The organism is Rubrivivax soli (genome assembly GCF_049810355.1).
Classification (GTDB): Bacteria; Pseudomonadota; Gammaproteobacteria; order Burkholderiales; family Burkholderiaceae_C; genus Rubrivivax.
The window spans coordinates 2,078,935-2,105,713 of record NZ_CP187368.1; the positions used below are offsets into that span (position 1 = coordinate 2,078,935).

Below are 26,779 nucleotides of genomic sequence, written 5' to 3' on the forward strand. Positions count from 1 at the left end.
GGCCCGCGCGAGCCGCCCCCACCCGGCGCGTGTCAGCGCACCGGCTGGCCGTTGACGGTGCCGCTGACGAGCTCCTCGTGGAACAGGAGGCTGCCGCCCGACGTGGTGATGGACTTCAGCACCACACCCTGTCCCGACGCGGTGAGCCAGACGTCATTGGTGCCGCCGCCGGAGTCGATGCGGTAGCGGCAGGCGTTGCGGAACGTGCCCGCCGGCACCGTGACGTCCTCGTAGCCGACGAAAGTGGTGGTCTGCGAGAAGCTGTACGTGCTCGGTGATCCGAAGGGGTTGCCGGCAGAGTCGTAGAGCTGCGAGTTGTCGGTGTAGCTCTGCGTGTCGGACTCTCCGGGCTTCAGCAGGTACTGGCGGTTCAACAGGGGCGGCGTGTACGTCGAGATCGACGTGTACAGGGACCCGGAGACGCTGACCGTGGCGATGATGCCCAAGTTGCGCAGCCCGCCGCTGAGATCGGGGTCATAGAAGAAGCGCACGCTGTCGGTACCGTTCAGCGTGACCAGCATCTCCAGCAGGCCTGTGGTGCCCTGGAAGGTGGCGCCGCCGCTCACGTCCCAGGTGCGCGTGACGTCGAACGAAGGCGTCAGGCTGAAGTCGCGGTTGACGACCTGCCAGCGCCCGCCGGCCTTGAAGAGGTCGGGGTTGAAGCACACCACCGGCACCGGCTGCGGCACCGGCTGCGCGCTGCTCGCATAGGCGGTGCGCGAGGCCTCCACCGCGGCCGCCAGCTGCTGCGGCGCGCCGACGTCATAGGCCCGCTGGTCACCGCTGGCCACCGAGGCGTTGACGGCGCCATCGTCGAGGACGTCCTTCTTCAGCTGCTCGGTGAACTCCAGCGCCGGCTTGCCGGTGGCCAGCGCCGGGTTGAAGGCCAGCGCCGCCTTGGGCATGGCCGCCAGCAGCGTGCTGAAGCGGCCGGCATGCGTGTTGGGCAGCGTCCCGCTGGTGGTGCCGGGCCCCACGGCGACGGCGTAGTTGGTGACGTCGACGACCTGGAACTCGGCCGGCGTGCGGGCGTTGAAGGCATCCCGCACGGCGTTGTTGGCCTCGGTCATGCGCGTGGCCGTCAGCGCCGACTCGCTGCCGTACTTGTCCAGCGCCCAGCGGTAGGCGGCTTCCGACAACGGGTTCGCGCTGACGTGGTGCGACAGCGTCGGCACCAGCACATGCAGCGTGCTGGTGCCCAGCCGCACCCACGCGTTCAGGCCTTCGTCGAAGTACTCGCCGGTGCCGCTGCCGTCGTCGCGAAACTCCAGGATGAAGGCGCCGGTGTAGGTGCGCGGGTACAGCGAGACGAGGTTGTCGCGCAGCGCCGCACGCCCGAGCTCGGTGCCATCGGGCTTGCGTGCGATGACGATGACCTGGCGCATCTCGCCGAGGCCGCCACCGGCGCCGTCGCCACCGTCGGCGCCGCTGCCGACGCCCGAGCCATCGCCGCTGTCGCCGCCGCAGCCGCCGCCTCCGCAGGCCTGGTCACCGGCGAGCACCTCGAACTCGGCCGCGGGCGGCGGTGGCGGCGGGGACGGCGGGGTTGGGCCCGGCGCCGGCGTGCCGCCACTCGGCGGCGGGGTGGTGCCGGACGAACCGCCCCCGCCCCCGCAGGCGGCCACGGCCGCCACCAGGAGCAGGATCGACAGGCGCTGCGCCGGCGCGACGGCACGCGACGCCAAGGACGATGGTTGTTGCATGACTTCCCCGGGGTGTTCTGGTGCCGGCGATCATATGCAACTACCTGTAACTTCGTCTCCCCCAGCGTTGAGGACGGGACACCACCGATGCCGGCGCGGTCTCCGGTGCCGGGCACCCGGTGCGGCAGGCGCGACGTTCCCGTGCGCAGCAGCCGGCGGCGCTCGAGACCTGGGCGGCGGTGCGCAACGCCGCAACACTCACGCGGGTCCGACCCCGGGCGCGGCGCCCGCGCCGAACAGCTGTGGCCAGTCCAGCAGTTCGGCCAGCCGGCACACCACCCAGCGCGCTTCGTCGGCGCTGACCACCGCGGCGTCGCCCAGCAGGCCGGCGTGCATGCGCTCCAGCACGTCAAGTTCGGTGATGCCCAGCGAGAACTGCTGCGTGCGTGCCGGCTCCATCAGCAGTTGCGCCAGGTCGTCGCAGAACTCGTGGCGCTGCGCGATGACGGCGCGCGGCGCGGTCGGCTTGATGCGGCCCGGCGGCACGAACAGGGCCACGAACGACGGCGGCACGACGATCTGGCTGTCGGCAGAGAAGGTGTCGGCGTCGTCGTGGGGGGCGCGGGGCGGCATGGCCGGTCCACGATACCAGCCGCGCGCAGCCTCAGTGCGGCACGGCCTCGGCCACCTCGGCGCGGTCGCCGGTGTCCGCGTCGACACAGGCATCGGCCGCCAGGCACCAGCGGTCGCGGCCGCTGCGCTTGGCCGTGTACATCGCGTCATCGGCACGCTGCAGCACGGCGTCGGGCCCCTCGAGGTGCACCTGCATCTCGGCCACGCCGCAGCTGATCGTGACGTGGCCGACCCCCGGCATCGGCGTGCAGCGTACCGCGTCGACCAGCGCGGCCGCGACATGGCTGGCCCCCAGGCTGCCGGTGTCGGCGAGCACGACGACGAACTCCTCGCCGCCGATGCGCGCCACCAGGTCGACCTCGCGCAGCCGCTTGCGCAGCGTGGCACCGATGGTCTGCAGCACCACGTCGCCGGCAGCGTGGCCGAAGTGGTCGTTCACCTGCTTGAAGTGGTCGGCGTCCAGCAGCAGCAGCGACAGCGGCGCACCGCGGCGCCGCGCGCTGGAGACCAGCGCCGCCATGCGCGCGTCGAAGCCGCGGCGGTTCAGCAACCCGGTCAGCGTGTCGTGGTGCGCCAGCCGGGCCAGCGCGGCGTTGGCCTGCTCGAGGGCCTGCGTGCGCTCGGCCACACGGGCCTCCAGCTCGGCATTGGCCTGCAGCAGGCGCCGCGTCATGCCGTTCAGCGCCAGCGACAGGTGCTCGACCTCGGTGTTGCCGCTGCGCGGCGGCAGCTCGGTGGGTTCGGGGGCCGACTGCGCGGCCAGCGCGTCGCCGGCGATGCGGCGCAGCGGCTGCGTCAGGCGCCCGGCCAGCCAGGCACCGAGCACGGCGGCACAGGCCGTGGCCAGCAGACCCACCAGCAGCGCGGTGCTGGCGCCCTCGCGGGCTTCGGCGTAGGCCGCGTCCAGCGGCTGCCGCGCCACCACCGTCCAGCCCAGGTCGCTGACCGCGTCGCGCGCGGGCAGGCGCACGCCGGCGGTGAGGTAGTCGCCACCGTCGGCCCAGCGCAGCGCACGCACGTCGTCCTGCGCGCGGGCTGCCGCCGGCGGCATCGGGTTGCGCTGTCCGGCGGCCTGCAGGGCCTGCAGACCCGAGGCCGGCGCGTACAGCAGCTGGCCGTCGCGGCCGAAGACGAAGACCTCCAGGCCCGCGCGGCGCTCGGCGGCGGGCAGCAGTGATTCGATGGTGGCGCGGGTCCAGTCCCAGCTGCCGTGGATGCCCAGCACGCCCACCACCCGGCCCTGGCGCAGCACCGGCGCAGCGAAGTCGACGAACCGCTGCGGGCCGCCGTCGCTGCCCGGCGGCAGCAGGCCGGCCAGCAGCTTGGCCGGATGCACGTCGCCGACGTGCGGCCCCTGCAGGCCGGCCTGGAACCACGGGCGCTGGCCGACGTCCTGGCCGACCAGCATCTGGCCGGTGGCCACGCGCACCACGCCGCGCGGGTCGGCGACGCCGATCCAGGCGCTGTGGGGATGCGTGGCCTGGCTGCGCAGCAGCGCCTGGCCGACACGCGGCGCGGCAATGCCCTCCTGCCACAGCGTGGGCGAGGCCGCCAGCACCTGCACTTCGCGCAGGCGCAGGTGCAGGCCCTCGGCCAGCAGCTGCGAGGCGTTGTGCACGACGGTGTGCAGCGCGGCGCTGGCGTCGCGCTCGCTCTTGCGCGCCAGCAAGGCACCGAGCACGGCCGACAGCGACAGCGACAGCAGCGCGCCCAGCAGCACGAAGGCGCAGACCAGCTGGGCGCGGAAGCCGCGCGGCAGGAAGGACTGGAACGAGCGGGGCATGGCGGGCAGAAGAGGCGGCGGGGCAGGGCGCGACACGCCGGGCGCCGGCGCACTGGAGACTTATCGGCATCCGCGCCGTGCGCTGAAGCAGCGCCCGCGTCGCCGCAGAATGCGGGCATGGCCGTTCCCGCCCCCCACCCCGCTGCCGACGCCGCGTTCCGCACCTGGCCCGACATGATCGCCACGCACGCCCGCCAGCAGCCCGACGCCGTGGCCGTGCAGGTCGGCGACACCCAGCTGTGCTGGCGCGACTTCGACGCGCTGGCCGACCGCATTGCCGCCGGGCTGCAGCAGCGCGGCATCGGCCCCGGGCGCGTGGTGGCGGTGTGCGCCACCTCGCGCATCGCGTACGTCGCGCTGTTCGTCGGCACGCTGCGGGCCGGTGCGGCGCTGGCGCCGCTGGCGCCCGGCGCCACGGCCGCGCAGTTGGCGGCCATGGCGGCGGATGCCGAGGCCGCGCTGGTCTTCGTCGACGCCGAGACGGCGCCCCTGGGCGTGGCCTGGCCGGCGCCCGTGGTGGCGCTGGACGACACGCCGGGGCTGCCCGGCCTGGGCGCCTGGCTGCCCGCACCGGGCAGCCGGCCCGCGCCGGTGGAGGTCGCGCCCGACCAGCCCTTCAACCTGATCTACTCGTCGGGCACCACGGGCACGCCCAAGGGCATCGTGCAACCGCACGCGATGCGCTGGGTGCACATCCAGCGCGGCCGGCTGTCGGGCTACGGCCCCGGCACGGTGACGCTGGTGGCCACGCCGCTGTACAGCAACACCACGCTGGTCTGCGCGATTCCGGCGCTGGCCTGGGGCAGCCGCCTGGTGCTGATGCCGAAGTTCGATGCCGGCGCCTACCTCGCGCTGGCCGAGCGCGTGCGCGCCACGCACACGATGCTGGTGCCGGTGCAGTACCAGCGCCTGCTGGCGCACCCCGACTTCGACCGCTTCGACCTGCGCAGCTTCACGCACAAGTTCAGCACCAGCGCGCCCTTCCACGCCGCGCTGAAGTCCGAGGTGCTGCGGCGCTGGCCCGGCGGCCTGACCGAGTACTACGGCATGACCGAAGGCGGCGGCACCGTGGTGCTGCAGGCCCACCTGCACCCGGCGAAGCTGCACACGGTGGGCCAGCCGTCCGAGGGCCACGACGTCCGCCTCATCGACGAGCAGGGTGTCGAGGTGCCGCGCACGCCCGGCGGCGCCAGCGCTGGCAGCGGCGAGGTGGTGGGCCGCTCGCCGGCCATGATGACCGGCTACCACCGCCGGCCGCAGCAGACGGCCGAGGCCACCTGGCACGACGCCGAAGGCCGGCGCTTCATCCGCACCGGCGACGTCGGCCGCTTCGACGACGACGGCTTCCTGGTGCTGCAGGACCGGCGCAAGGACATGCTGATCAGCGGCGGTTTCAACATCTACCCGAGCGACCTGGAAGCCGTGCTGCGCCGCCACCCGGCCGTGGCCGACGCGGCCGTGGTGGGCGTGCCGTCCCCCGAGTGGGGTGAGACGCCGGTGGCCTACGTGGTGCGGGCCGCGGGGCACGACGACAGCGCCGAGGCACTGCGCAGCTGGTTCAACGGCCAGGTCGGCAAGACGCAGCGCCTGGCCGGCCTGCGGCTGCTGCCCGAGCTGCCGCGCAGCGCCATCGGCAAGGTGCTCAAGCGCGAACTGCGCGACGCCTGGGTCGCCGGCAGTTGAGTCAGTCTGCCGCGGCCCCCACCACCGGCAGCGCCTCGGCGTTCCAGCGCAGCATGCCGCCGGCCAGGTTGGCCACCTGGGTGAATCCGGCCTTGCGCAGCAGCACCGTGGCTTGCGCCGACCGCGCGCCCGAGCGGCACACCGCCACCACCGGGCGCTGCGGGTCCAGCGCCGACAGGTGGTCGGCCAGCTGCGCCATCGGCGCCAGCCGCGCGCCGGCGATGTGGCCCAGCACGCCGGTGAACTCGGACGGCTCGCGCACGTCCACCAGCTGCAGCTCGCGGGCGCGCTCCAGCAGCGTCTGCGGCTGGATCTCCCAGATGCCGCCGAAGGTGTAGACCAGCGGCGCCCAGCCGGGCTCGGGCGCCGGCGCGCCATGGCCGTCGGGCTGGCCGCAGCGCATGTTCGCCGGCACGGCGATGTCCATCAGCTTCGGATGCGGCAACCCCAGGTGGTCCATGTAGCCGCAGAAGTCGGCCTCGTCGACGTCGCCGCCCAGTCGCGGGTTGAAGCGCTTCTCCTCGCGCACGCTGGTGACGGTGACGCCGCGGTAGTCGTGGCCGGGGTAGAGCAGGCAGTCGTCGGGCAGCGACAGGATCTGCGTGCGCACCGATCGGAACAGCCGTTGCGGGCTGCCCTGCTGGAAGTCGGTGCGGCCGCAGCCGCGGATCAGCAGCGCGTCGCCGGTGAAGGCCCGGCTGTGGTCGTCGAGCACGTAGGTCAGGCAGCCGCTGGTGTGGCCCGGCGTGGCGCGCACTTCCAGGTGGCGGCTGCCGAAGGCGATGCGGTCGCCGTGCTGCAGCGGCCGGTCGACGTTGACGGCGGTGGCCGCACCGGCCAGCAGGATGCGGCTGCCCGTGCGCTGCTGCAGCAGCCAGGCCGCGGTGACGTGGTCGGCGTGCACGTGCGTGTCCAGCGTCGCCACCAGGCGCAGGCCCAGTTCACGCAGCAGCGCGGTGTCGCGCTGCACGTGCTCGAACACGGGGTCGATGAGCACGGCCTCGCCGGCTGCGGCGTCGCCCAGCAGGTAGGTGTAGGTCGAGGACGTGGTGTCGAAGAGCTGGCGGAAGATCGGCATGGTGGTGGTGGTCCGGTGTGGTCAGCGCTGGAACAGGCGGTCGTGGGCGATCATGCCCACCAGCATCGCAGGCACGAAGACCCAGGCCGCCTGCATGCCGCTGCCGAGGGCCACCAGCGCCGGCCCCGGGCAGAAGCCGGCGATGCCCCAGCCGACGCCGAACAGCAACCCGCCCGCCACCAGCCGTAGGTCGATCCGGCGCAGCGTCGGGACCTCCATCGGGCTGCCGCTCCACGACCGCGTGCGGCGCCGCGCGCGTGCGAACGCCACCACGCCGATCGCGATGCCGCCACCCATCACGAAGGCCAGGCTCGGATCCCACGCGCCGGCCAGGTCCAGGAAGGCCTTGACCTTGGCCGGGTCGGCCATGCCGGCCAGCAGCAGGCCCAGGCCGAACACCAGGCCGCTGGCAAGACCGAAGAACGCGCTCATGCCGCCACCCCGGGCAGCAGGTGGCGCAGCACGAACACGGTGGCGAAGCCCGCGGCCATGAACACCAGCACGTTGACCAGCGAGCGCAGCGAGAAGCGGCTCAGCCCGCAGATGCCGTGGCCGCTGGTGCAGCCGTTGCCCATGCGCGCGCCGAAGCCCACCAGCAGCCCGGCCACCACGAGCCCGGCCGTGCCCACGTCCACCGCCGCCGCCGGAAGCGGCGCCACGAGCTGCCACGCCCAGGGCGCCAGCAGCAGGCCCAGCACGAAGAGCAGGCGGTTCACTTCGGGCCGCCACGGCGCGCCCCGGAACAGCGCCTGCATCGGGCTGGCCACGATGCCCGCGATGCCCGCGATGCGCCCGCTGCCCAGCAGGTACAGCGCCGTTCCCAGGCCGAGCACGGCACCGCCCGCCAGCGCGGTCCAGGGGGTGAAACGGGTCCAGTCGATGTCCATGTCGAAAGCCTCGCTGCAGTCCGGAGAAAGGTGGGGGTGGGGGTATCAGTTCCGTTCATCATAAAGTGTTGATGCACCGCACGAACGCGGCCTCCGGGCCAGGGTAAATACCTAACACCGTATCCATTCGCCACGCCTAATATCCGTGTACTGGCATATTTCGATGCACCACCTGTGCAGCGGTGCCGGCCCAGGCAAGGAGCGAACGTGGGTTCCGACGAACAGCGGTCGGGGCGCCTCCAGAAGGCCCCCGAGAACTTCATCGACAGCGACGGCGTGCGCACCGTCTTCCGCGAGGCCAAGGCCGGCCGCCGCGACTTCGTGCGCGGCGCCTTCGCCGCGGCGCTGGCCGGCACGGCGGCACCCGCGGCGCTGGCGCAGGCCAATCCGGTGCCCGCAGGCGGCGGCGACAGCAACATCCTGACCCTGCCCGAGCACAGCCGCGGCCTCGGCCAGCCGGTGGCCACGCCGGGCTACGGCCTGCCGTCGAAGTACGAGGGCAACGTGCAGCGCCGGCCCAGCCCCGGGCTGACGCAGACCACGCAGGCCTCGGTGTCGTTCGCGCCGCTGCAATCGCTGTTCGGCATCGTCACGCCCAGCGGCCTGCACTTCGAGCGCCACCACCAGGGCTGGTGGGACGTGGACCCGAGCAAGCACCGGCTCATGGTCAACGGCAGCGACGACAGGATGCTGAAGCGTCCGATGGTCTTCACCGTCGACGAGATCATGCGCCTGCCCTCGGTGAGCCGGTTCCACTTCATCGAGTGCGGCGCCAACTCGGGCATGGAGTGGGGCAACGTCGCCGTGCCCACGTGCCAGTACACGCACGGCATGCTGAGCTGCAGCGAGTTCACCGGCGTGCCGCTGAAGATCCTGCTCGACATGGCCGGCGTCGACTATAAGCGCGGCCGCTTCGTGCTCGCCGAGGGCGCCGACGGCTCCAGCATGACGCGCACCGTGCCGATGGAGCTGATCGAGAGCGGCGAGGTGCTCGTCGCCTACGGCCAGAACGGCGAGATGCTGCGCCCCGAGAACGGCTACCCGCTGCGCCTGGTGGTGCCGGGCGTGCAGGGCGTCAGCTGGGTGAAGTACCTGCGCCGCATCGAGGTGGGCGACCAGCCCTACGGCGCCAAGGACGAGGTGCTGCACTACGTGGACCTGATGCCCGACGGCACCCACCGCCAGTACAGCAGCACGCAGGAAGTGAAGAGCGTGGTCACCACGCCGTCCGGCGGCCAGGTGCTGCTGGACCGCGGCTACTACCAGATCAGCGGCCTGGCCTGGTCGGGCCGCGGCAGGATCCGCCACGTCGATGTCTCGGTCGATGGCGGCCGCAACTGGAAGCGCGCGCGCCTGCAGGACCCGGTGATGAGCAAGTGCCTGACGCGTTTCTCGCTCGACTGGGCCTGGGACGGCAAGCCCGCCATCGTGCAGAGCCGCGCCACCGACGACACCGGCCACGTGCAGCCGGCCTACCGCCAGCTGCGCGCCGTGCGCGGCAGCCGGTCGATCTACCACAACAACGCGATCCAGTCCTGGCTCGTGCAGGAAAGCGGCGAGGTGAAGAATGTCCAGCTGTCGTGAGCGCCGCACCGCGCCTGCGCGGGTCCTGCTGAGCCTGCTGGCCCTGGCGGGCGCTGCCGCCGTGGCGCAGCCGGCGGCCTACCCCGGCATCGGCCGCGCCGCCACGGCGCCCGAGGTGCAGGCCTGGGACATCGACGTGCGCCCCGACTTCAAGGGCCTGCCCGCAGGGTCGGGCTCGGTGGCCAAGGGCATGGAGGTCTGGGAAGCGAAGTGCGCCTCCTGCCACGGCGTCTTCGGCGAGAGCAACGAGACCTTCTCGCCGCTGATCGGCGGCACCACGGCCGACGACGTCCGCACCGGTCGCACGGCGCGGCTGCTCGACCCCAGCTTCCCGGGCCGCACGACGATGATGAAGCTCTCCAGCGTCTCGACGCTGTGGGACTACATCAACCGCGCCATGCCCTGGAACGCGCCGAAGTCGCTGAGCACCGAGGAGGTCTACGCCGTCACCGCCTACGTGCTGAACCTGGGCGGCGTGCTGCCCGACAGCTTCGTGCTGTCGGACCGCAACATCGCCGAGGTGCAGCAGCGCCTGCCCAACCGCAACGGCATGAGCACCCAGCACGGCCTGTGGCCGGGCAAGACCCTGGGCCACGGCAAGCCCGACGTGCAGGGCACCGCGTGCATGACGAACTGCGCCACCGAGCCCAAACTGGCGTCGTTCCTGCCGGACCACGCACGCAACAACCACGGCAACCTCGCCGAACAGCAGCGCCCGGTGGGCCCGCAGCGCGGCGCCGACACCACCCGGCCTGCGCCGGCCACGGCGGCCGCTGCGGCTGCGGTCGCCACGGCGGTGGCCACCGCGCCGCGCCCCGCGGCGCCGGCCAGCCCCGCCGCTGCGGCACTGGCCGCCGCGCAGAAGTACACCTGCACCGCATGCCACGGTGTGGACAAGAAGATCGTCGGCCCCGGCCTGCGCGAGATCGCGGTGAAATACCAGGGTCGGGCCGATGCCGAGGCCTACCTGCTGGGCAAGATCCGCGCTGGCGGCCAGGGTGTCTGGGGCCCCATCCCGATGCCGGCGCAGACCCTGCCGGAAGCCGATGCGAAGCTGATCGCGCAGTGGCTGGCCTCAGGGGCCGGAAAATAGTCGTCAACGTCCGGGTTCGCCCCCTGCTGCAGCGACCCTGGATTCATTACCGTATACGCATAAAGGAGTCTCCGATGCTGAACCGCCGCACCCTGTTGTCCCACTCGGCCAAGGTCGCCGCACTGCTGGCCGGCGCCGGCCTGCTGCCGCAGCACGCCCTGGCGGCGTGGAACGCAGGCGCCTTCGAAGGCAAGACGCTGGCCGACGTGGCCAAGGCCCTGGGCGCGGGCGCGCCCGCCGAGAGCAAGGACGTCACGCTGACCGGCCCCGACATCGCCGAGAACGGCGCCGTGGTGCCGGTGACGGTGTCGACCACGCTGCCGGGCGTGAAGCGCCTGCTGGTGCTGGTCGAGAAGAACCCCAGCGTGCTGGCCGCCATCTTCGAGGTCAGCGACGCGGTGGACGCCAGCTTCGCCACGCGCGTGAAGATGGGCCAGTCGTCCAACGTCTACGCGGTGGCCCAGACGGCCGACGGCAAGATGTTCTTCGCGACCAAGGAAATCAAGGTCACGCTGGGCGGCTGCGGCGGATGAACTCGCCCACCCCCGAAGCGCCTGGCGGCGCTTCCCCCTCGAGGGGGCGCCGCTGGCGGCCCGGCGAAGCCGGGTCCGCGGCGGCCGCTTGATGTAGTCAACACGATTTTTAGGAGAGATTCATGGCAGACCCGATGCGCATTCGCGCCCAAGCCGCCGGTGACAAGGCCACCGTGCGCGTGCTGATGAGCCACGAGATGGAGACCGGCCAGCGCAAGGACGCCGCCGGCAAGACGATCCCCGCCTGGTTCATCCAGGAGGTCACCGCCACCCACAACGGCAAGCCGGTGCTGAGCGCCCAGTGGGGCCCGTCGGTGTCCAAGAACCCGTTCATGCAGTTCGCGGTCAAGGGCGCGAAGGCCGGCGACAAGATCGCCGTGACCTGGAAGGACAACAAGGGCGACAGCCGCACCGACGAAGCCACGGTCTCCTGACCGCAGGCCGCCGCACCACCCGCCCCGGCGCCCGGGCCCACCACAAGAAAGCGCACGAGACATGCACCCACTCTTCACCCTGACGCTCGCCGCTGCGGCGGTGGCCCTGCCGGCCGCCGCACTGGCGCAGAAATCGGCCGCCGACGGCATCGCCGAGTACCGCAAGATGCTCGAGGACGGCAACCCGGCCGAACTGTTCGAGATGAAGGGCGAAGAGCTCTGGAAGCAGAAGCGCGGCCCGAAGAACGCCTCGCTCGAGGCCTGCGACCTGGGCAAGGGCCCGGGCGTGGTGAAGGGCGCCTTCGTCGAGCTGCCGCGCTACTTCGCCGACACGCAGAAGGTGCAGGACCTCGAGGACCGCCTCGTGACCTGCATGGCCACGCTGCAGGGCTTCGACGGCAAGGCCATCGCCGCCACCGCCTTCGGGCGCGGCGAGATGGCCAACGTCACCGCGCTCGCCACCTGGATCGCGGCGTCGTCGCGCGGCATGAAGTTCAACCTGCCCACCGGTCACGTCGAGGAGAAGCGCTTCTACGAACTGGGCAAGCGCGCCTTCTTCTACCGCGGCGGGCCGATGGACTTCTCGTGCGCCTCGTGCCACGGCGTCGACGGCCAGCGCATCCGGCTGCAGGACCTGCCCAACCTGACCAAGAACCCCGGCGACGGCGTCGGCTTCGCGGCATGGCCCGCCTACCGCGTCAGCAACGGCCAGATGTGGAGCATGCAGCTGCGGCTGAACGACTGCTTCCGCCAGCAGCGCTTCCCGTACCCGGGCTTCGCCTCGGACGTGACCATCGCCCTGGGCAGCTACATGGGCATCAATGCCCGCGGCGCCGAGTCCATCGCACCGGCCATCAAGCGCTGAACCTCCACCGGGACGCATCCATGCAGAACAAGCATCTCCTCCTCGCCGGCGCGGTGGCCGCCGCCGCCCTGCTGGCCGGCTGCGCCAGCCTGCCCTCGGGCCCCGAACTCGACGCGCAGGCCGCGGCCATGATCAAGGCCTCGTTCCGCGACCAGGGCATCGCCAAGGTCGACCGCATCCAGCAGGACCTCGGCCAGGCCGCGTGCTCCAGCGCGCAGCCGCCCGCCGACGACGTGGCCAAGCGCGTCGAGGCCGAAGCGATGGCGTCCATCCGCTGGCCCGCCGGGGGCCAGTACCTGGGCGACTGGCGCATCGGCGAGCGCCTGGCGCAGAACGGACGCGGCATGACCTGGACCGACACCAGCACCGCCACCAAGGACAACGGCGCGCAGTGCTACAACTGCCACCAGATCGACAACAAGGAGATCTCCTTCGGCACGATCGGCCCGTCGCTGTGGAACTACGGCAAGCTGCGTGGCGTGAAGGACGTCACCGATCCCACGGCCGCTCCCATCGTGCAGTACACCTGGGGCAAGCTGTGGAACAGCAAGGCCTACGCGGCCTGTTCGAACATGCCGCGCTTCGGCCATGCCAGGCTGCTCGACGAAGACCAGATCCGCCACATCATGGCGCTGCTGCTGGACCCGAAGTCACCGGTCAACCAGTAACCTCGCCCGCAGGGCCCGCCGCAAGGCCGGGCCCATTTTCCGGCGCCATAGATCATTGATTGCTGAACCATGAATCTTTCCAAGCGCGACTTCCTCCAGGTGCTGGCGTCGGCATCGGCCGCCGGCATGGCGCTGGGCCGCTACGCCGACGCCGACGCCGCCACGGCGCAGCAGGGCCTGTACGAGCTGCCGCGCTTCGGCAACGTCTCGCTGCTGCACATGACCGACTGCCACGCGCAGCTCAAGCCCATCTACTTCCGCGAGCCCAGCGTCAACCTGGGCCTGGCCGGCATGCAGGGCCAGCTGCCGCACCTGGTGGGCGAGCACCTGCTGAAGGCCGCCGGCGTGCGCCCGGGCACGCCGCAGGCGCATGCGTTCACCTACATCGACTTCGAGAAGGCCGCGCGGCGCTACGGCCGCGTGGGCGGTTTCGCGCACCTGGCGACGCTGGTGAAGATGCTCAAGGCCAGCCGCCCCGGCGCGCTGCTGCTCGATGGCGGCGACACCTGGCAGGGCAGCGCCACCAGCCTGTGGACGAACGCGCAGGACATGGTCGACGCCTGCAAGCTGCTGGGCGTGGACGTGATGACGGGCCACTGGGAATTCACCTACGGCATGGAGCGCGTGAAGGAGATCGTCGACAAGGACTTCAAGGGCCGCATCGACTTCGTGGCCCAGAACGTCAAGACCAACGACTTCGGCGACCCGGTGTTCGCGCCCTACACGCTGCGCGAGATGAACGGCGTGAAGGTGGCCATCATCGGCCAGGCCTTCCCGTACACGCCCATCGCCAACCCGCGCTACATGGTCGCCGACTGGGCCTTCGGCATCCAGGACGAGAACATGCAGGCGATGGTCGACGAAGCCCGCGGCAAGGGCGCGCAGCTCGTCGTGGTGCTGTCGCACAACGGCATGGACGTCGACCTGAAGATGGCCGGCCGCGTGCGTGGCATCGACGCCATCTTCGGCGGCCACACGCACGACGGCGTGCCGGTGGCCGTGCCGGTGAAGAACGCCGGCGGCACGACGCTGGTCACCAATGCCGGCAGCAACGGCAAGTTCCTCGGCGTGATGGACTTCGACGTGCAGGGCGGCAAGCTGGTGGACTACCGCTACCGGCTGCTGCCGGTGTTCGCCAACCAGCTGCGGCCCGACCCCGAGATGGACGCGCTGATCACGAAGGTGCGTGCGCCGTACGAAGCCAAGCTGGCCGAGAAGCTGGCGGTCAGCGACGGCCTGCTGTACCGCCGCGGCAACTTCAACGGCAGCTGGGACCAGCTGATCTGCGACGCGCTGATCGACGTGCAGGGCGCCGACATCGCCTTCAGCCCCGGCTTCCGCTGGGGCACCAGCCTGCTGCCGGGCGACACGATCACGCGCGAACTGCTGATGGACCAGCTGGCCATCACCTACCCCTACGCCACGCTGACCGAGATGCGCGGCGAGATGATCAAGACCATCCTCGAGGACGTGGCCGACAACCTGTTCAACCCCGACCCCTACTACCAGCAGGGCGGTGACATGGTGCGCGTGGGCGGGCTGCAGTACACGATGACGCCGGGCGAGAGGATGGGCGCACGCATCTCCGACATGCGCCTGCACGGCAAGCCCATCGAGGCCGGCAGGACCTACAAGGTCGCGGGCTGGGCGCCGGTGGCCGAAGAGGCGAAGAACGCCCCGGGCACGAAGCCGGTCTGGGAGCTGGTCGAGACGTGGCTGAAGGCGCAGGGCGGCCGCGTGAAGCCGCGCCGCATCAACGCCCCGAAGCTGGTGGGCACGGCCGGCAACCCCGGCATCGCACGCGGCTGACCCCGGCTGCGCGCGGCACAACAATCGCGGCTTCCCCCAGGAGACATCCATGCACATCAAGCACCTCGCCGCAACCCTGACGCTGGCGCTGGCCGCCACGGCAGCCTTCGCCCAGGACCAGGTCGTCTACCACTTCGACAACGCCGCGGCGCAGGGCCTGAAGGGCCTGCGCAACGTGCGCAACCACATCGAGACCGACGCCAGCGCGAAGATCACCGTGGTCACGCACGCCGAAGGCATCGACATGCTGATGGAAGGCGCGAAGGCCGCCAACGGCACCGAGTACGCGCCGCTGGTCTCGGCGCTGAAGAGCCGCGGCGTGACGTTCGAGATCTGCGAGATCACGCTGAAGAACCGCAACCTGAAGCGCGACGCCTTCATCCAGGAAGCCGACTTCACGCCCTCGGGCGTGCTGCGCATCGCCAAGCTGCAGCACGGCGGCGCGGCCTACATCAAGCCCTGACGCCGCAACCCCGGGGCCGCGATGCTGGAGCGCTGGATCGAACGCCTGGGCGAGAACGGCACGCTGGCCGTCGGCGCGCTGCTGATCGGCCTGCTGTTCGGCTTCATGGCGCAGCGCTCGCGCTTCTGCCTGCGCTCGGCGGTGATCGAGTTCGCCCGCAACCAGATGGGCGGCAAGCTCACGGTCTGGCTGTTCGCCTTCGCCACCGCGGTGGGCGCAACGCAGCTGCTCGCCTGGGCCGGCCTGTTCGACGCCGGCAACGCGCGCCAGATCGCCGCGCGCGGCAGCCTGTCGGGCGCGGCGGTGGGCGGCGCGCTGTTCGGCGTGGGCATGATCCTGGCGCGCGGCTGCTCGAGCCGGCTGCTGGTGCTGGCGGCGCAGGGCAACCTGCGGTCGCTGCTGTCGGGGCTGGTGTTCGCGGTCACCGCGCAGGCGGCGCTGACGGGTGCGCTGTCGCCGCTGCGCCTCGCGATCTCCGAGTGGTGGACCATCGAAGGCGGCCCGCCGCGCGACCTGATCGCGCGCACCGGCATCGGCCACGGCGGCGCCGTGCTGTTCGCCGGCGTCTGGCTGCTGGCGGCCATCGTCTGGGCACGCCGCCAGCGCGTGCCCGTGTGGGGCTGGGCCGGCGCCATCGGTGTGGGGCTGGCGATTGCCGCGGCCTGGTGGTTCACCTATGCCGTCTCCACCGTCGCGTTCGATCCGCACCCGATCCAGGCGCTCAGCTTCACCGGGCCCTCGGCAGAACTGCTGAACCGCGTGCTCTTCGTCAGCGACAAGCCGCTGAACTTCGACCTCGGCCTCGTGCCCGGCGTGTTCCTGGGCTCGTTCCTCGCGGCGCTGCTGTTCGGCGAGCTGCGGCTCGAAGGCTTCCAGGGCGGCGCCGGCATGCCGCGCTACATCGTCGGCGCCATGTGCATGGGCTTCGGCGGCATGCTGGCTGGCGGCTGCGCGGTCGGTGCGGGCCTGTCGGGTGCGGCCGTCTTCACCGCCACGGCGTGGGTCACGCTGGTGGCGATGTGGGGGGCCGCAGCTGTGACCGACCGCCTGGTCGACCAGCGGCCGGCCGGCCCGCTCGACCAGGCCGTGCCCGGCTCGCGCAGCTTCATCGCCGGCAGCGGCATCTGAACGCCCGGCCGCCGACTTCAGGAGATCCGATCCGTGCCTGCATTCCCCGCCCGCGCCAACCGCACCACCACCCGGCTGCTGCCGTTGCTGTCTGCCCTGGCCTGCACCGCCGCACTGTGCACGCCGGCAGCCGCGGCCGACCTCGCACGCGCCGAGGAGATCGTGCAGGGCAAGTGCTTCATCTGCCATGGCGCCGACGGCGAGAGCTCCAGCCCGGCCTTCCCGCGGCTGGCGGGCCAGAACGCGGCCTACGTGGCGCGGCAGCTGGCCGACTACGCCTCGGGCAAGCGCCGCAGCAGCACGATGCAGCCGATGGTCGAAGGGCTGACGGCGGCCGACTTCCAGGCACTCGGCACCTGGTTCGCGAGCCGGCCCACGCACGCGCATGCGGTCGAGGACTCCGACCTGGCGCAGGTCGGCCGCTTCGTCTACCTGCGTGGCAACCCCTACGCCGGCGTGGCGGCCTGCGCCACCTGCCACGGCCCGACGGCCCAGGGCAGCGCCACGCTGCCGCGCCTGGCGGGCCAGCACGCGCAGTACACCGAGAACCAGCTCAAGCAGTTCAACAAGCGCGAGCGCACCAACGACAACGCGGTCATGCACGGCATCGCCAGCAAGCTCAGCGAGCTGGAAACCAAGGCCGTGGCCGCCTACCTGAGCGGATTGCAATGACCGGCGCCCGCACCACCTCGACACGGCTGCGCAGCGCTGCCGCCGCGCTGCTGCTGGGCCTGTGCGCCTGGGCGCAGGCGGCCGGTCCGCTGCAGGCGCGGCAGGTGTCCGAGCAGGTGTGGTTCGTGCAGGGCGAGGCGGCGCTGGGCACGCCGGCCAACCGCAACTTCATCTCGAACGCGGCCTTCGTCGTCACGCCGGCGGGCGTGGTCGTCATCGACGCGCTGGGCGCGCCGGTGCTGGCGCAGGAACTGCTGGCCGCCGTGCGGCGCGTGACGCCGCTGCCGGTGCGCCACGTCATCGTCACGCATTACCACGCCGACCACATCTACGGCCTGCAGGTGTTCCAGGACGCCGGTGCCAGCATCTGGGCGCAGCGCAACGGGCGCGAGTACCTGGGCTCGGACACCGCGAAGCTGCGCCTGCAGGCGAGCCGGCAGGAACTGGCACCGTGGATCGACGCGCAGACGCGCCTGGTGCCGGCCGACCGCTGGCTCGACGGCGACACCGTGCTCGAACTCGGCGGCGAGCGGCTGCACATCCGCCACGTGGGCCCGGCGCACACGCGCGAGGACCTGGTGGTGTTCATCGAGTCCGCGCGCGTGCTGGTGGCCGGCGACCTGGTGTTCCGCGGCCGCATCCCGTTCGTCGGCCAGGCCGACAGCCGCGGCTGGATCGCCGCGCTCGACGGCCTCATCGCGCTGAAGCCGGCCCTGGTGGTGCCGGGCCACGGGCCGGTGTCGGACGACCCGGTGCCCGACCTGCAGCTCACGCGCGACTACCTCGTCTACCTGCGCCAGCGCATGGGCGACGCCGCGGCCAACCTGGAACCGTTCGAGGACGCCTACGCCGCCACCGACTGGTCGCGCTTCGAGCGCCTGCCGCTGTTCCGCGCCGCCAACCGCATCAACGCCTACAACACCTACCTGCTGATGGAGCAGGCCGGCAGATGACGACCGCCCTGCCCCGCCACACCCTCCACCGGCGCACGGTGCTCGCCCTGGCGCTGCTGCCGGCGGCGGCGCACGCCGATCCGGCACCGGTCATCGACTGGCCGCCGCTGCCCTGGCTGGGCGAGGCCGGGGTCGGCCCGCAGGGGCTGCAGGGCGTGCCGGCGGTAGTGGTGTTCTGGGCCTCGTGGTGCGGCTACTGCAAGCGCCACAACGTGCATGTCGAGCAATTGTTCCGCGCCAGCGACCCGCAGCGCCTGCGTGTGCTGGGCGTGGTCGATGCGGCCGACGCGGCCGCGGCGCGGCGGGCGATGGCGGCGCAGCGGCTGCACTTCCCGGTGGCCCTGGACGACGGCCGGCTGCGGCGGCAGTTCAGCAGCCGCCGCGTCGTGCCGCTGACCAGCAGCATCGGCGCCGACGGCCGCCGCGGCCTGGTGATCCCCGGCGAGATGAGCGAAGACGACGTGCTGCAGTTCAGCCGCCTGGCACTGCCGCCGCGCGCGGCATGACGCCCCGTGCTTTCCCGCCCGCCGGCATCCATGCGGCCGAATATCATTGAGCAACGAATCAGCCTCCTTTCCTCCTTTCAGCATCCTGGAGCTCCCGTGAACCGTTTCCCCGTCCTGGCCACCATCGCAGCCGCCGTCCTCGCCACCAGCAGCCTGCCGGCGCTGGCCAGCAAGGAACTGGCCACCAAGAACGCCTGCATGGCCTGCCACGCGGTCGACCGCAAGCTGGTCGGCCCGGCCTACCAGGAGGTGGCCAAGAAGTACGCCGGCCAGAAGGACGCCGCCGACCTGCTGGCCGCCAGCATCCGCAAGGGCGGCTCGGGCAAGTGGGGCCCGGTGCCGATGCCGGCGCAGCCCAACCTGAGCGAGGCCGACGCCAAGACCCTGGCCGCCTGGGTGCTGGGCGGCGCCAAGTGACGCCGCAGGCCGCCGCATGAAGACCGAACGCCCCGCCGCCGCCCCTGCACCCGAGCCCGCGGCCGTGCCCGTGGTGCCCGCGGTGCGTGAGGACGACCAGGTCTTCGAGTCGGCGGCCGAACTCTTCGGCCTGCTGTCCACGCCGGTGCGGCTGAAGATCATCAGCGCGGTCTGCCAGGGCGAGCGCAACGTGTCGGACCTGCTGGCGCAGATCGACACCACGCAGCCCAACATGTCGCAGCACCTGGCCACGCTGTACCGTGCCGGCGTGCTGGGCCGGCGCCGCGAGGGCACGCAGATCTTCTACCGGCTGCAGAGCGAGCGCGTGGCCACGCTGTGCCGCGCGGTCTGCACCCAGGTGGCGCTGGAGCTCGACGCCGACGCCAGCCTGCCTTCGGCCGAACGGCTGCTGCGTCCCGGCCTGCGGTGAACACCGGCTCGCGGCCGGGCGGCCTGGCCCAGGTCCTGGCCCGGACGCTGCCGTGCCTGCAGTGGAGCCGCCAGTACGACCGCGAGGCGCTGGGGGCCGACCTGCTGGCGGCGGGCATCGTGACGCTGATGCTGATCCCGCAGAGCCTGGCCTACGCGCTGCTGGCGGGCCTGCCGGCCGAAGTGGGCCTGTACGCGAGCGTGGCGCCGCTGCTGCTGTACGCGGTGTTCGGCAGCAGCAGCGCGCTCGCCGTGGGGCCGGTGGCCGTGGTGTCGCTGATGACGGCGGCGGCCATCGGCGGCGTGGCCGCCGCCGGCACGCCGGCCCACGTTGCGGCTGCGCTGACGCTGGCCTTCCTGTCGGGGGCGATGCTGCTGGCCATGGCGCTGCTGCGGCTGGGCTTCCTGGCCAGCTTCCTGAGCCACCCGGTGATCTCGGGCTTCGTCTCGGCCTCGGGCCTGCTCATCGCCGCCACGCAGCTGAAGACGCTGCTGGGCGTGCAGGCCAGCGGCCACGACCTGCTGACGCTGCTGCCCGCGCTGGCGCGCCAGCTCGGCAACGTGCACGGCCTGACGCTGGCCGTGGGCGTGTGCGCCACCGCCTTCCTGCTGTGGGTGCGGCGCGGGCTGAAGCCGCTGCTGCAGCGCGCCAGCCTGTCGCCGCGGGCGGCCGACATGGCCACCAAGGCCGCGCCGGTGGCGGCCATCGCCGTCAGCACCGCGCTGTCGTGGGCGCTGGACTGGCAGGGCCAGGGCGTGCAGGTGGTGGGGCACATCCCGCAGGGCCTGCCGCCGCTGACCTGGCCGTCGTTCGACCCCGCGCTGTGGCAGGCGCTGGCGCTGCCGGCGCTGCTGATCAGCGTGGTGGGCTTCGTCGAGTCGGTGTCGGTGGGACAGACGCTGGCGGCGCGGCGGCGCGAGCGCATCGAGCCCAACCAGGAACTGCTGGCGCTGGGCGCCAGCAACCTGGGCGCGGCCTGCACCGGTGGCCTGCCGGTCAGCGGCGGCTTCTCGCGCTCGGCGGTGAACTTCGATGCCGGCGCGCGCACGCCGGCGGCCGGGGCCTACACCGCTCTAGGCATCCTGGCCGCGTCGCTGCTGCTGACGCCGGCGCTGCACCACCTGCCGCAGGCCACGCTGGCGGCCACCATCGTCGTGGCGGTGCTGTCGCTGGTGGACTTCAGCGTGCTGCGCCGCACCTGGGTCTATGCCCGCGCCGACTTCGCCGCGGTCGCCGCCACGCTGGTGGGCACGCTGGCGCTGGGCGTGGAAACCGGCCTGCTCGCGGGCGTGCTGCTGTCGCTGGCGCTGTACCTGCTGCGCACGAGCCGGCCGCACATCGCCAGCGTCGGGCTGGTGCCGGGCACCGAGCACTTCCGCAACGTGCTGCGCCACGCCGTGCGCACGAGCCCGGCGCTGCTGAGCCTGCGCGTGGACGAGAGCCTGTACTTCGCCAACGCGCGCAGCCTGGAGGACCGCATCAACGACGCCGTGGCGGCGCAGCCGGCGCTGCGCCACGTGGTGCTGCAGTGCTCGGCCATCAACGACATCGACGCGAGCGCGCTGGAAAGCCTGGAAGCCATCGACCTGCGCCTGCGCGCGGCCGGCATCGCGCTGCACCTGTCGGAAGTGAAGGGCCCGGTGATGGACCGCCTGCAGCGCAGCGACTTCCTGCAAGGCCTGAGCGGCAGGGTGTTCCTGTCGCACTACCAGGCCGTGGCGGCGCTGACGCCCGAGGTGGTGGCCGCACCGCCCGCCACCGGCTGAGCACGGCGGCCGGGGCGGGCGGGCTTCAGTCGCGCAACTCCCAGTACTGCAGCGTGCCACGTTGCACCGGCAGCAGCCGCCGTTCCTCGGGGCGGCGGCCTTGCAGCTGGGCCCGGATGTCGGCGATGACGCGTGGCGAATCGGCGAAGCTGGAATGCCCGATCGGCTCGGCATTGACCGCGGTGACGTCGATGGTGCGCACGCCGTCCACCAGCATGCCGGTGCCCACGGCGTCGCCGGCGCGGGCGTCTTCGTTGACGCGGCCCGACAGGCGCAGCGCGGCGTCGTTGGACGAGACGTAGTTCGTCACGTTGTGCCCGCTGCGCACCGCGGGCAGCACGATGCTGCGGAAGTCGGCGGCGCGGATGTCGGGCGCGGCCAGCACGATCTCGCGGAAGCGCGGGACGGGCGTGCGGCCGTCGGGCCCGGCGGCCTGCAGCCCGTCCAGCCGCAGTTCGTCCAGCGCCTGGCCCAGCACCTGTGCGCCCTGGCTGTGGGCGACCAGGTGCACCACGCCCGCCCCGGTGGTGGCGGTGAGCTGGCGCAGGAACATCGCAAGCTGCTTGCCGGCCGACCAGATGCGCCCGCTGGCCGCGCCGTAGTTGTAGGGGCCGGGGTCGGACGGCCAGCTGAACAGCACCGGCGCGACGTCGTAGCCCTCGTCGGCAAGGTCGTGGCTGAACTGCGCGGCACGGAAGGCGGCGTCCTCGAAGCTGTTGGCGAAACCGTGCACGTACACCAGCGCGCTCTTCGTGCGCGTGGCCTCGACCGAGCGGCGCAGCAACGCGGCGAAGGCCGGCGGCTCGAACTCCTCGACCGGCCCGGCCAGGCTGAAGTGGCGCTGCGGATCGGCCGCCGCCAGCCGAGGCAGCCCCAGCAGGTTCGCCGGTGGCGAGGTGCTCAGCGCCTCCAGCGCCACCCACACCGCCGGTGGCCGCGGGATCTCGCCCTGGCGCCGCTTCGGCGGCACGCTGACGCGCACCCGTCCCAGCGTCAGCCGCTGTTCGGAGGCCGCGGTCGATTCGCTGGCACCGAAGTACGACGGCGCGGCATTGCGCCCGGTCTTCGCGCGGTTGGTGCCGAACAGCACCGGCACGTGCACGGGTTCGGCAGCGGTGGCCGGAAGCGGCCGTTGCATGCTGCCCGTCAACCCGGCGAGGCGGCCTCCGGATTCGAACAAACCGCCGAGCAACCCCGCACCACCCGCCACCACCTGCACCCGGTCGCCACGGCGCACGGCCTCGCCTTGCTGCGCGTCGTCGACCAGCACCCAGAAGAAGTCTGCCTGCTTCGGCCCCGCCACCTGCCCCCGGGCCACCACCAGCGTCTCGGCCGGCCGTGCTGCCGCGCGGATCGGCTGCGACACGATCTGCACCGTGTCGCCCACCGCCGGTGCGCGCACGCCGCCAACCAGCACGCGGAAGAGCGAGCGGCTGCCCTGCACCCGCCGCTCGACCACCACCGCAGGCGGCAGCACCGCCGCCAGCAGCGGGCCGGCCGCCTGCCGCAGCGCGTCGGCAGTGGCCTCGCGCAGCAGGCTGGCCGTGTCTGCGGGCACCGCCCCGGCCACGAGCGCACGCGCCGCCAGGCCCTCGGCCGGCAGATGCTCCAGCAGGCGCAGGCTGCGCGCGTCGTGCACACGCAGCTGCAGCAGCACCCGCGCCTGCAGCTCCTGCCGCGCCGGCACCTGGACATCGCGCCCCTGCGCGTCGCGGAACCGAAAGCCCGGCGACGACCGCGGCGCCGTGCTGGCCGACAACAGCTCGACCCGCAGCACCAGGTCGGCCACCTCGGCACCCGTGCTGCTGGACCGGCCCGTGGCCTCGGCCAGCGCGAGCTGCTGCGCCAGGCGCCGGGCCAGCCGGGCATCGACCACGTCGATCCCTGCCGAGGCCAGCACCTGCTCGGTCGCTGCCACCGCGGCTGCGCCCAGCGAGGCCGCGCCGGCGGAGGGCGACTCGGCCGCGCCCAGCACCACGGCACGGGTGGGCTGCGGGACGAGCTGGTCGCGCGCGTCGGGCATCACCCCGGCATCGGCCAGCGGCGCGGGCACCCAGGCCGCAGGATCGTTCACCGCCGTGGTGCCCAGGCAGCCGGCCAGCAGGGCGGCCACGCACAGCAGCGCCGCGGCCAGCCCTGGCAGGCCGGGCAGGCGGCGCCGGCAAGGTGGTGGGGCAAGGTGCGTCGGCATCGGCGGGCGGCGGGGTGTGCAACGAAATCTAACAAAGCTGCTGCGCGGCGCAAGCCACGCAACGCCACCGCCGCCCGCGCCCCCGCCCCGCCTACATCAGCGCCACGCCCTTCACCTGCGCGAACAGCGCCAGCCCCGGCCGCAGCGCCAACGTGTCGCAGCTCCTGCGCGTGATGCGCGCCAGCAGCCGTGTCGGACCCACGCGCAGAGCCAGCAGCACCGTGCTGTGGTCGGCGTGCAGCGTCTCCAGCACCGCGGGCAGCACGTTGAGGATGCTGGTGTCCTGGGGCGGCTGCAGCGTGACGCTGACATCGCGCGCCAGCACACGCGCCCGCACCTGCCGGCCCACGGGCGACGACGTGCCGCCCACCCACAGGGCGCCGCCGTCGAAGACCACGCGCGACAGGCCGTAGGCCGTGTCGTGTTCGGCCACCTCGGCGGCGACGACCGTGCCGGCATCGTCGGCCCGCTGCAGCGGCAGGTCGGGGCGCGCCAGCAGGTCGGCCAGCGGCCCGGCCGCCAGCACGCGGCCGGCGTCGAGCAGCACCAGGTGGTCGGCCAGCCGCGCCACCTCGTCCATCGCGTGCGTGACGTACACGATGGGCAGCGCCAGCTCGGCCTGCAGGCGTTCCAGGTAGGGCAGGATCTCGGCCTTGCGCGCGGCGTCCAGCGCCGCCAGCGGCTCGTCCATCAGCAGCAGCCGCGGGCCGGTGGCCAGCGCGCGTGCGATCGCCACGCGCTGGCGTTCGCCGCCCGACAGCGTGGCCGGGCTGCGCTGCATCAGGCCGCCGATGCCCAGCAGCGCGATCACCGGCTCCAGCGCCAGCGGCGCCGCGCTGCGGCGCGCACCAAAGCGCAGGTTGTCGGCCACGTCCAGGTGCGGGAACAGCGCGGCTTCCTGGATCACGTAGCCCAGCGGCCGCTGGTGCGGCGGCACCCAGCGCGCGCCGGCGGCGCCGTCGTCCTGCCAGACATCGCCGTGCAGCGCCACGCGGCCCGGTGCGCGCTCCAGCCCGGCCAGCGCGCGCAGCAGCGTCGTCTTGCCGCAGCCCGACGGGCCGAACAGCGCGGTCACGCCGCGGCCGGGCAGGCGCAGGTCGACGTCGAGCACGAAGTCGCGGCGCTGCAGGCGCAGCCGGGCCTCGATCACCGCGCCGCCCCATCGCCACGCGGGCGGTTCACCACGTACAGCGTCACCAGCACCACCATCGCGAACGCCACCAGGCCGCCGGCCAGCCGGTGCGCGTCGGCGAACTCGGTGGCTTCGACGTGGTCGTAGATCGCGACCGAGAGCACACGCGTCTCGCCCGGGATGTTGCCGCCGATCATCAGCACCACGCCGAACTCGCCCACCGTGTGCGCGAAGCCCAGCACCGCCGCGGTGACGAAGCCCGGGCGTGCCAGCGGCACGGCCACCGTGAAGAAACGGTCCAGCGGCCCGGCGCGCAGCGTGGCCGCGGCTTCCAGCGTGCGCTCGGGGATGGCCTCGAAGGCCTGCTGCAGCGGCTGCACGACGAACGGCGCCGAGTACAGCACCGAGGCCACCACCAGGCCGGCGAACGTGAACGGCAGGCGTCCCAGGCCCAGCGCCTCGGTGGCCTGCCCGACCGGCCCCTGCGGCCCCAGCAGCAGCAGCAGGTAGAAGCCCAGCACCGTGGGCGGCAGCACCAGCGGCATCGCCACCAGCGAGGCCCAGAACGGCTTGAAGGACGACCGCGTGCGCGCCAGCCACCACGCCAGCGGCGTGCCCAGCAGCAGCAGCAGCACCGTGGTGGTGGCGGCCAGTTCGGCGGTCAGCCGCACGGTGGCCCAGTCGGCGGCGTTCATGGGTAGCCGTGCGCGCTGATCAGCGCGCGGGCCGGCGCGGTCTGCAGGTAGGCCAGCAGCGCCGCCGCGGCGGGGTTCTTCTCGCCGGCCTTCAGCAGCACCGCGTCCTGCCGGATCGGCGCGTGCAGCGCGGGCGGCACCCGCCAGGCCGAGCCCGCGGCGATGCGGGGCGCCTGGCCGTCCTGGCCCGGCACCACCACCTGCGACAGCGCCACGAAGCCGAGCGCGGCATTGCCCGTGGCCACGAACTGGTGCGCCTGCGCGATGCTCTCGCCGGTGACGAGCCGCGGCGCCAGCGCCTGCGCCAACCCCAGGCCCTGCAGCACCTGCATCGCGGCGGCGCCGTAGGGCGCGGTCCTGGGGTTGGCGATGGCGAGGTGCCGGAAGCCGCCGCTGCGCAGCACCGCGCCCTGCGGGTCGACCAGGCCCGGCGTGGCGCTCCACAGCACCAGCGCGCCGACGGCGTAGGTGAAGCTGGTGCCGGCCACGGCATGGCCCTGCGCCACCAGCCGGCGCGGGGTTGCGTCGTCGGCCGACAGCAACACCTCGAACGGCGCGCCCGCGACGATCTGCGTGTAGAACTTGCCGGTGGAGCCGGACGACAGCTTCAGCGTGTGGCCGGTGGCGGCGGTGAAGGCCGCGCCGATGCGCGCCATCGGTGCGGCGAAGTTGGCGGCCACGGCGACACGGACCTCGCCGGCGTGGCTGGCACCGGCGGCGACGCCTGCCGCGAGCAGAACGGCGGCCGCAAGGCAGGGGCGACGGTGGGACAAGACGGTCTCCTCGGGCAGGGGCTGCCGGCGCGTCAGTCGAGCACGGCCAGGATCACGCTCGAGGGCGGGAACACCGCGCAGGCGGGTGCTCCCAGCTTCAGCCGCAGGGCCCGCAGCGTGGCCCGCGGCACCACCGCGGTGGCGGTGCGCCCGCCGCCCAGCGCCAGCGTCACCTCGGCGTTGACGGGGCTGTCGACGATGCGCTCCACCGCGCCCCGGAAGCGGTTGGGCGCGCTGGCAGGCGCGCAGGCAGGCGCGGTGCCGGCGACCGGGTCCGTGGCAGCCACCAGCGCCACCGCCGGCGCCTTCACCAGCGCGACGACCTCGGAGCCCACCACGAGGCCCAGCGTCTGCACCGACGCCCGGGTGACGCTGGCGACCAGCGTGGTGGCGGCGTCGAGCGCGACGTGCACCACACAGTCGACCGGTCCGCCGTGCACGCCGGCCACGGTGCCCGCGAACTGGTTGCGCGCGCTGCTGCGCACGGCCATGCGGCGCAGCAGCTTGCGGAACGCCGGCATGTCGGCCGCGGCGTCGGTGGCGTAGCGGCCGGCCAGCCGGTCGAGCGCCGTCTGGTACTCGGCCTCCACCGCGCGGTACATCGCCACCACGCGCCGGCCGTGTTCGGTGAGCCGCGTGCCGCCGCCGGCCCGGCCGCCGGTGCTGCTCTCCACGAGCGCGCGCTCGGCCAGGTTGTTCATCGCGTCGACCGCGTCCCAGGCCGCCTTGTACGAGATCGGCACGTGGCGCGCGGCCTGCGAGATGCTGCCGTGCGCGTCGATGGCCTCGAGCAGCCGCACGCGCGTGTCGCCGAGGAAGCTGCCGAGCTCGGTGCTGACCTCGAGGCGTCCGGTCAGGCGGGGCGACTGGCGGCGGGTGGCCATGGGCTGTGGGGCGAAGGTCGATGACGGGGATCGGTGGCGGAGCGGGCCGTGGCCAGCGGCGGGACCACCGCTGTAT

27 protein-coding genes are annotated in these 26,779 nt (G+C 72.9%); 16 read left to right on the forward strand and 11 right to left on the reverse strand.

Annotation, left to right across the window (positions count from 1 at the left end; translation table 11 throughout):
* Positions 1-32: 32 nt before the first annotated feature.
* The 3 genes from ACPOLB_RS09445 to ACPOLB_RS09455 form a co-directional block, all read right to left on the reverse strand.
* On the reverse strand, positions 33-1,685 hold the full coding sequence (locus ACPOLB_RS09445) for a hypothetical protein (RefSeq protein ID WP_425261086.1): 1,653 nt from the start codon (positions 1,683-1,685) through the stop codon (positions 33-35).
* 216 nt (positions 1,686-1,901) lie between these two features.
* Positions 1,902-2,276, reverse strand: a complete 375-nt coding sequence (locus ACPOLB_RS09450) for an ATPase with chaperone activity (protein ID WP_425261087.1) — start codon at positions 2,274-2,276, stop codon at positions 1,902-1,904.
* Between the two features lie 31 nt (positions 2,277-2,307).
* A complete protein-coding gene (locus ACPOLB_RS09455) occupies positions 2,308-4,059 on the reverse strand; it encodes a sensor domain-containing diguanylate cyclase (RefSeq protein WP_425261088.1) in 1,752 nt (583 codons plus the stop codon).
* Positions 4,060-4,176: 117 nt separating this feature from the next.
* Here ACPOLB_RS09455 and ACPOLB_RS09460 point away from each other — a divergent pair, with 117 nt between their 5' ends.
* Positions 4,177-5,742 carry a class I adenylate-forming enzyme family protein gene (locus ACPOLB_RS09460; RefSeq protein WP_425261089.1) on the forward strand — a complete coding sequence of 522 codons (1,566 nt, stop codon included), beginning with the start codon at positions 4,177-4,179 and terminating at the stop codon, positions 5,740-5,742.
* Position 5,743: 1 nt separating this feature from the next.
* Here ACPOLB_RS09460 and ACPOLB_RS09465 read toward each other — a convergent pair whose 3' ends face one another.
* The 3 genes from ACPOLB_RS09465 to ACPOLB_RS09475 are packed head-to-tail and all read right to left on the reverse strand — an operon-like array spanning position 5,744 to position 7,707.
* Entirely contained in the window at positions 5,744-6,820 is a 1,077-nt protein-coding gene (locus ACPOLB_RS09465) for a rhodanese-like domain-containing protein (RefSeq protein ID WP_425261090.1), read from the reverse strand.
* Positions 6,821-6,841: 21 nt separating this feature from the next.
* Positions 6,842-7,252, reverse strand: coding sequence for a DUF6691 family protein (locus tag ACPOLB_RS09470; protein ID WP_425261091.1), 411 nt, complete (start codon positions 7,250-7,252; stop codon positions 6,842-6,844).
* Positions 7,249-7,707, reverse strand: a complete 459-nt coding sequence (locus tag ACPOLB_RS09475) for a YeeE/YedE family protein (RefSeq protein WP_425261092.1) — start codon at positions 7,705-7,707, stop codon at positions 7,249-7,251. The genes ACPOLB_RS09470 and ACPOLB_RS09475 overlap by 4 nt, the downstream gene beginning before the upstream one ends.
* A 207-nt stretch (positions 7,708-7,914) precedes the next feature.
* On the opposite strand from ACPOLB_RS09475, the gene soxC reads away from it, so the two are divergent.
* From soxC to ACPOLB_RS09550, 15 genes are all read left to right on the forward strand, one after another.
* Positions 7,915-9,291: a sulfite dehydrogenase gene (gene soxC, locus ACPOLB_RS09480; RefSeq protein WP_425261093.1), complete on the forward strand. Its 1,377-nt coding sequence runs from the start codon at positions 7,915-7,917 to the stop codon at positions 9,289-9,291.
* Positions 9,275-10,384 carry a c-type cytochrome gene (locus tag ACPOLB_RS09485; protein WP_425261094.1) on the forward strand — a complete coding sequence of 370 codons (1,110 nt, stop codon included), beginning with the start codon at positions 9,275-9,277 and terminating at the stop codon, positions 10,382-10,384. The genes soxC and ACPOLB_RS09485 overlap by 17 nt, the downstream gene beginning before the upstream one ends.
* A 74-nt stretch (positions 10,385-10,458) precedes the next feature.
* Complete coding sequence (gene soxY, locus ACPOLB_RS09490) at positions 10,459-10,917, forward strand: thiosulfate oxidation carrier protein SoxY (protein WP_425261095.1); 459 nt, start codon at positions 10,459-10,461, stop codon at positions 10,915-10,917.
* A 122-nt stretch (positions 10,918-11,039) separates the two neighbouring features.
* On the forward strand, positions 11,040-11,351 hold the full coding sequence (gene soxZ, locus ACPOLB_RS09495) for a thiosulfate oxidation carrier complex protein SoxZ (RefSeq protein ID WP_425261096.1): 312 nt from the start codon (positions 11,040-11,042) through the stop codon (positions 11,349-11,351).
* Between the two features lie 61 nt (positions 11,352-11,412).
* Complete coding sequence (gene soxA / locus ACPOLB_RS09500) at positions 11,413-12,216, forward strand: sulfur oxidation c-type cytochrome SoxA (protein ID WP_425261097.1); 804 nt, start codon at positions 11,413-11,415, stop codon at positions 12,214-12,216.
* 20 nt (positions 12,217-12,236) lie between these two features.
* Complete coding sequence (gene soxX, locus ACPOLB_RS09505; RefSeq protein WP_425261098.1) at positions 12,237-12,884, forward strand: sulfur oxidation c-type cytochrome SoxX; 648 nt, start codon at positions 12,237-12,239, stop codon at positions 12,882-12,884.
* 69 nt (positions 12,885-12,953) lie between these two features.
* Entirely contained in the window at positions 12,954-14,693 is a 1,740-nt protein-coding gene (soxB, locus tag ACPOLB_RS09510; protein ID WP_425261099.1) for a thiosulfohydrolase SoxB, read from the forward strand.
* A 49-nt stretch (positions 14,694-14,742) separates the two neighbouring features.
* Entirely contained in the window at positions 14,743-15,156 is a 414-nt protein-coding gene (locus ACPOLB_RS09515) for a DsrE family protein (protein ID WP_425261100.1), read from the forward strand.
* Positions 15,157-15,177: 21 nt separating this feature from the next.
* A complete protein-coding gene (locus tag ACPOLB_RS09520) occupies positions 15,178-16,284 on the forward strand; it encodes a YeeE/YedE family protein (protein ID WP_425261101.1) in 1,107 nt (368 codons plus the stop codon).
* Positions 16,285-16,317: 33 nt separating this feature from the next.
* Positions 16,318-16,956, forward strand: a complete 639-nt coding sequence (locus tag ACPOLB_RS09525) for a c-type cytochrome (protein WP_425261102.1) — start codon at positions 16,318-16,320, stop codon at positions 16,954-16,956.
* Positions 16,953-17,909, forward strand: a complete 957-nt coding sequence (locus ACPOLB_RS09530) for an MBL fold metallo-hydrolase (protein ID WP_425261103.1) — start codon at positions 16,953-16,955, stop codon at positions 17,907-17,909. Before ACPOLB_RS09525 ends, ACPOLB_RS09530 begins: the two co-directional genes overlap by 4 nt.
* Positions 17,906-18,415, forward strand: a complete 510-nt coding sequence (locus ACPOLB_RS09535) for a TlpA disulfide reductase family protein (protein WP_425261104.1) — start codon at positions 17,906-17,908, stop codon at positions 18,413-18,415. Before ACPOLB_RS09530 ends, ACPOLB_RS09535 begins: the two co-directional genes overlap by 4 nt.
* Positions 18,416-18,511: 96 nt before the next feature.
* Positions 18,512-18,832, forward strand: a complete 321-nt coding sequence (locus tag ACPOLB_RS09540) for a c-type cytochrome (RefSeq protein ID WP_425261105.1) — start codon at positions 18,512-18,514, stop codon at positions 18,830-18,832.
* A gap of 16 nt (positions 18,833-18,848) precedes the next feature.
* Positions 18,849-19,262 carry an ArsR/SmtB family transcription factor gene (locus tag ACPOLB_RS09545; protein WP_425261106.1) on the forward strand — a complete coding sequence of 138 codons (414 nt, stop codon included), beginning with the start codon at positions 18,849-18,851 and terminating at the stop codon, positions 19,260-19,262.
* On the forward strand, positions 19,259-21,028 hold the full coding sequence (locus ACPOLB_RS09550; RefSeq protein WP_425261107.1) for a SulP family inorganic anion transporter: 1,770 nt from the start codon (positions 19,259-19,261) through the stop codon (positions 21,026-21,028). The genes ACPOLB_RS09545 and ACPOLB_RS09550 overlap by 4 nt, the downstream gene beginning before the upstream one ends.
* 25 nt (positions 21,029-21,053) lie before the next feature.
* On the opposite strand, the gene ACPOLB_RS09555 is transcribed toward ACPOLB_RS09550, so the two are convergent.
* The 5 genes from ACPOLB_RS09555 to ACPOLB_RS09575 all read right to left on the reverse strand — a co-directional run bounded on the left by ACPOLB_RS09555 (position 21,054) and on the right by ACPOLB_RS09575 (position 26,703).
* Complete coding sequence (locus ACPOLB_RS09555; RefSeq protein ID WP_425261108.1) at positions 21,054-23,219, reverse strand: alpha/beta hydrolase; 2,166 nt, start codon at positions 23,217-23,219, stop codon at positions 21,054-21,056.
* A gap of 91 nt (positions 23,220-23,310) precedes the next feature.
* Complete coding sequence (gene modC, locus ACPOLB_RS09560; RefSeq protein WP_425261109.1) at positions 23,311-24,369, reverse strand: molybdenum ABC transporter ATP-binding protein; 1,059 nt, start codon at positions 24,367-24,369, stop codon at positions 23,311-23,313.
* The gene (gene modB, locus ACPOLB_RS09565) at positions 24,366-25,046 is read right to left on the reverse strand and encodes a molybdate ABC transporter permease subunit (protein ID WP_425261110.1); all 681 of its coding nucleotides are present in this window, start codon (positions 25,044-25,046) and stop codon (positions 24,366-24,368) included. The genes modC and modB overlap by 4 nt, the downstream gene beginning before the upstream one ends.
* Entirely contained in the window at positions 25,043-25,819 is a 777-nt protein-coding gene (gene modA, locus ACPOLB_RS09570; RefSeq protein WP_425261111.1) for a molybdate ABC transporter substrate-binding protein, read from the reverse strand. Before modA ends, modB begins: the two co-directional genes overlap by 4 nt.
* Before the next feature lie 32 nt (positions 25,820-25,851).
* Positions 25,852-26,703: a TOBE domain-containing protein gene (locus tag ACPOLB_RS09575; protein ID WP_425261112.1), complete on the reverse strand. Its 852-nt coding sequence runs from the start codon at positions 26,701-26,703 to the stop codon at positions 25,852-25,854.
* Positions 26,704-26,779: the final 76 nt, after the last annotated feature.

Excerpts from the sequence above, each read along its gene's own strand:
- ACPOLB_RS09450 (WP_425261087.1), bottom strand. The coding sequence starts at position 2,276 with ATGCCGCCCCGCGCCCCCCACGACGACGCCGACACCTTCTCTGCCGAC.
- ACPOLB_RS09455 (WP_425261088.1), bottom strand. The coding sequence starts at position 4,059 with ATGCCCCGCTCGTTCCAGTCCTTCCTGCCGCGCGGCTTCCGCGCCCAG.
- ACPOLB_RS09460 (WP_425261089.1), top strand. The coding sequence starts at position 4,177 with ATGGCCGTTCCCGCCCCCCACCCCGCTGCCGACGCCGCGTTCCGCACC.
- ACPOLB_RS09465 (WP_425261090.1), bottom strand. The coding sequence starts at position 6,820 with ATGCCGATCTTCCGCCAGCTCTTCGACACCACGTCCTCGACCTACACC.
- ACPOLB_RS09470 (WP_425261091.1), bottom strand. The coding sequence starts at position 7,252 with ATGAGCGCGTTCTTCGGTCTTGCCAGCGGCCTGGTGTTCGGCCTGGGC.
- ACPOLB_RS09475 (WP_425261092.1), bottom strand. The coding sequence starts at position 7,707 with ATGGACATCGACTGGACCCGTTTCACCCCCTGGACCGCGCTGGCGGGC.
- ACPOLB_RS09485 (WP_425261094.1), top strand. The coding sequence starts at position 9,275 with ATGTCCAGCTGTCGTGAGCGCCGCACCGCGCCTGCGCGGGTCCTGCTG.
- soxY (WP_425261095.1), top strand. The coding sequence starts at position 10,459 with ATGCTGAACCGCCGCACCCTGTTGTCCCACTCGGCCAAGGTCGCCGCA.
- soxZ (WP_425261096.1), top strand. The coding sequence starts at position 11,040 with ATGGCAGACCCGATGCGCATTCGCGCCCAAGCCGCCGGTGACAAGGCC.
- soxA (WP_425261097.1), top strand. The coding sequence starts at position 11,413 with ATGCACCCACTCTTCACCCTGACGCTCGCCGCTGCGGCGGTGGCCCTG.
- soxX (WP_425261098.1), top strand. The coding sequence starts at position 12,237 with ATGCAGAACAAGCATCTCCTCCTCGCCGGCGCGGTGGCCGCCGCCGCC.
- soxB (WP_425261099.1), top strand. The coding sequence starts at position 12,954 with ATGAATCTTTCCAAGCGCGACTTCCTCCAGGTGCTGGCGTCGGCATCG.
- ACPOLB_RS09515 (WP_425261100.1), top strand. The coding sequence starts at position 14,743 with ATGCACATCAAGCACCTCGCCGCAACCCTGACGCTGGCGCTGGCCGCC.
- ACPOLB_RS09520 (WP_425261101.1), top strand. The coding sequence starts at position 15,178 with ATGCTGGAGCGCTGGATCGAACGCCTGGGCGAGAACGGCACGCTGGCC.
- ACPOLB_RS09530 (WP_425261103.1), top strand. The coding sequence starts at position 16,953 with ATGACCGGCGCCCGCACCACCTCGACACGGCTGCGCAGCGCTGCCGCC.
- ACPOLB_RS09535 (WP_425261104.1), top strand. The coding sequence starts at position 17,906 with ATGACGACCGCCCTGCCCCGCCACACCCTCCACCGGCGCACGGTGCTC.
- ACPOLB_RS09545 (WP_425261106.1), top strand. The coding sequence starts at position 18,849 with ATGAAGACCGAACGCCCCGCCGCCGCCCCTGCACCCGAGCCCGCGGCC.
- ACPOLB_RS09555 (WP_425261108.1), bottom strand. The coding sequence starts at position 23,219 with ATGCCGACGCACCTTGCCCCACCACCTTGCCGGCGCCGCCTGCCCGGC.
- modB (WP_425261110.1), bottom strand. The coding sequence starts at position 25,046 with ATGAACGCCGCCGACTGGGCCACCGTGCGGCTGACCGCCGAACTGGCC.
- ACPOLB_RS09575 (WP_425261112.1), bottom strand. The coding sequence starts at position 26,703 with ATGGCCACCCGCCGCCAGTCGCCCCGCCTGACCGGACGCCTCGAGGTC.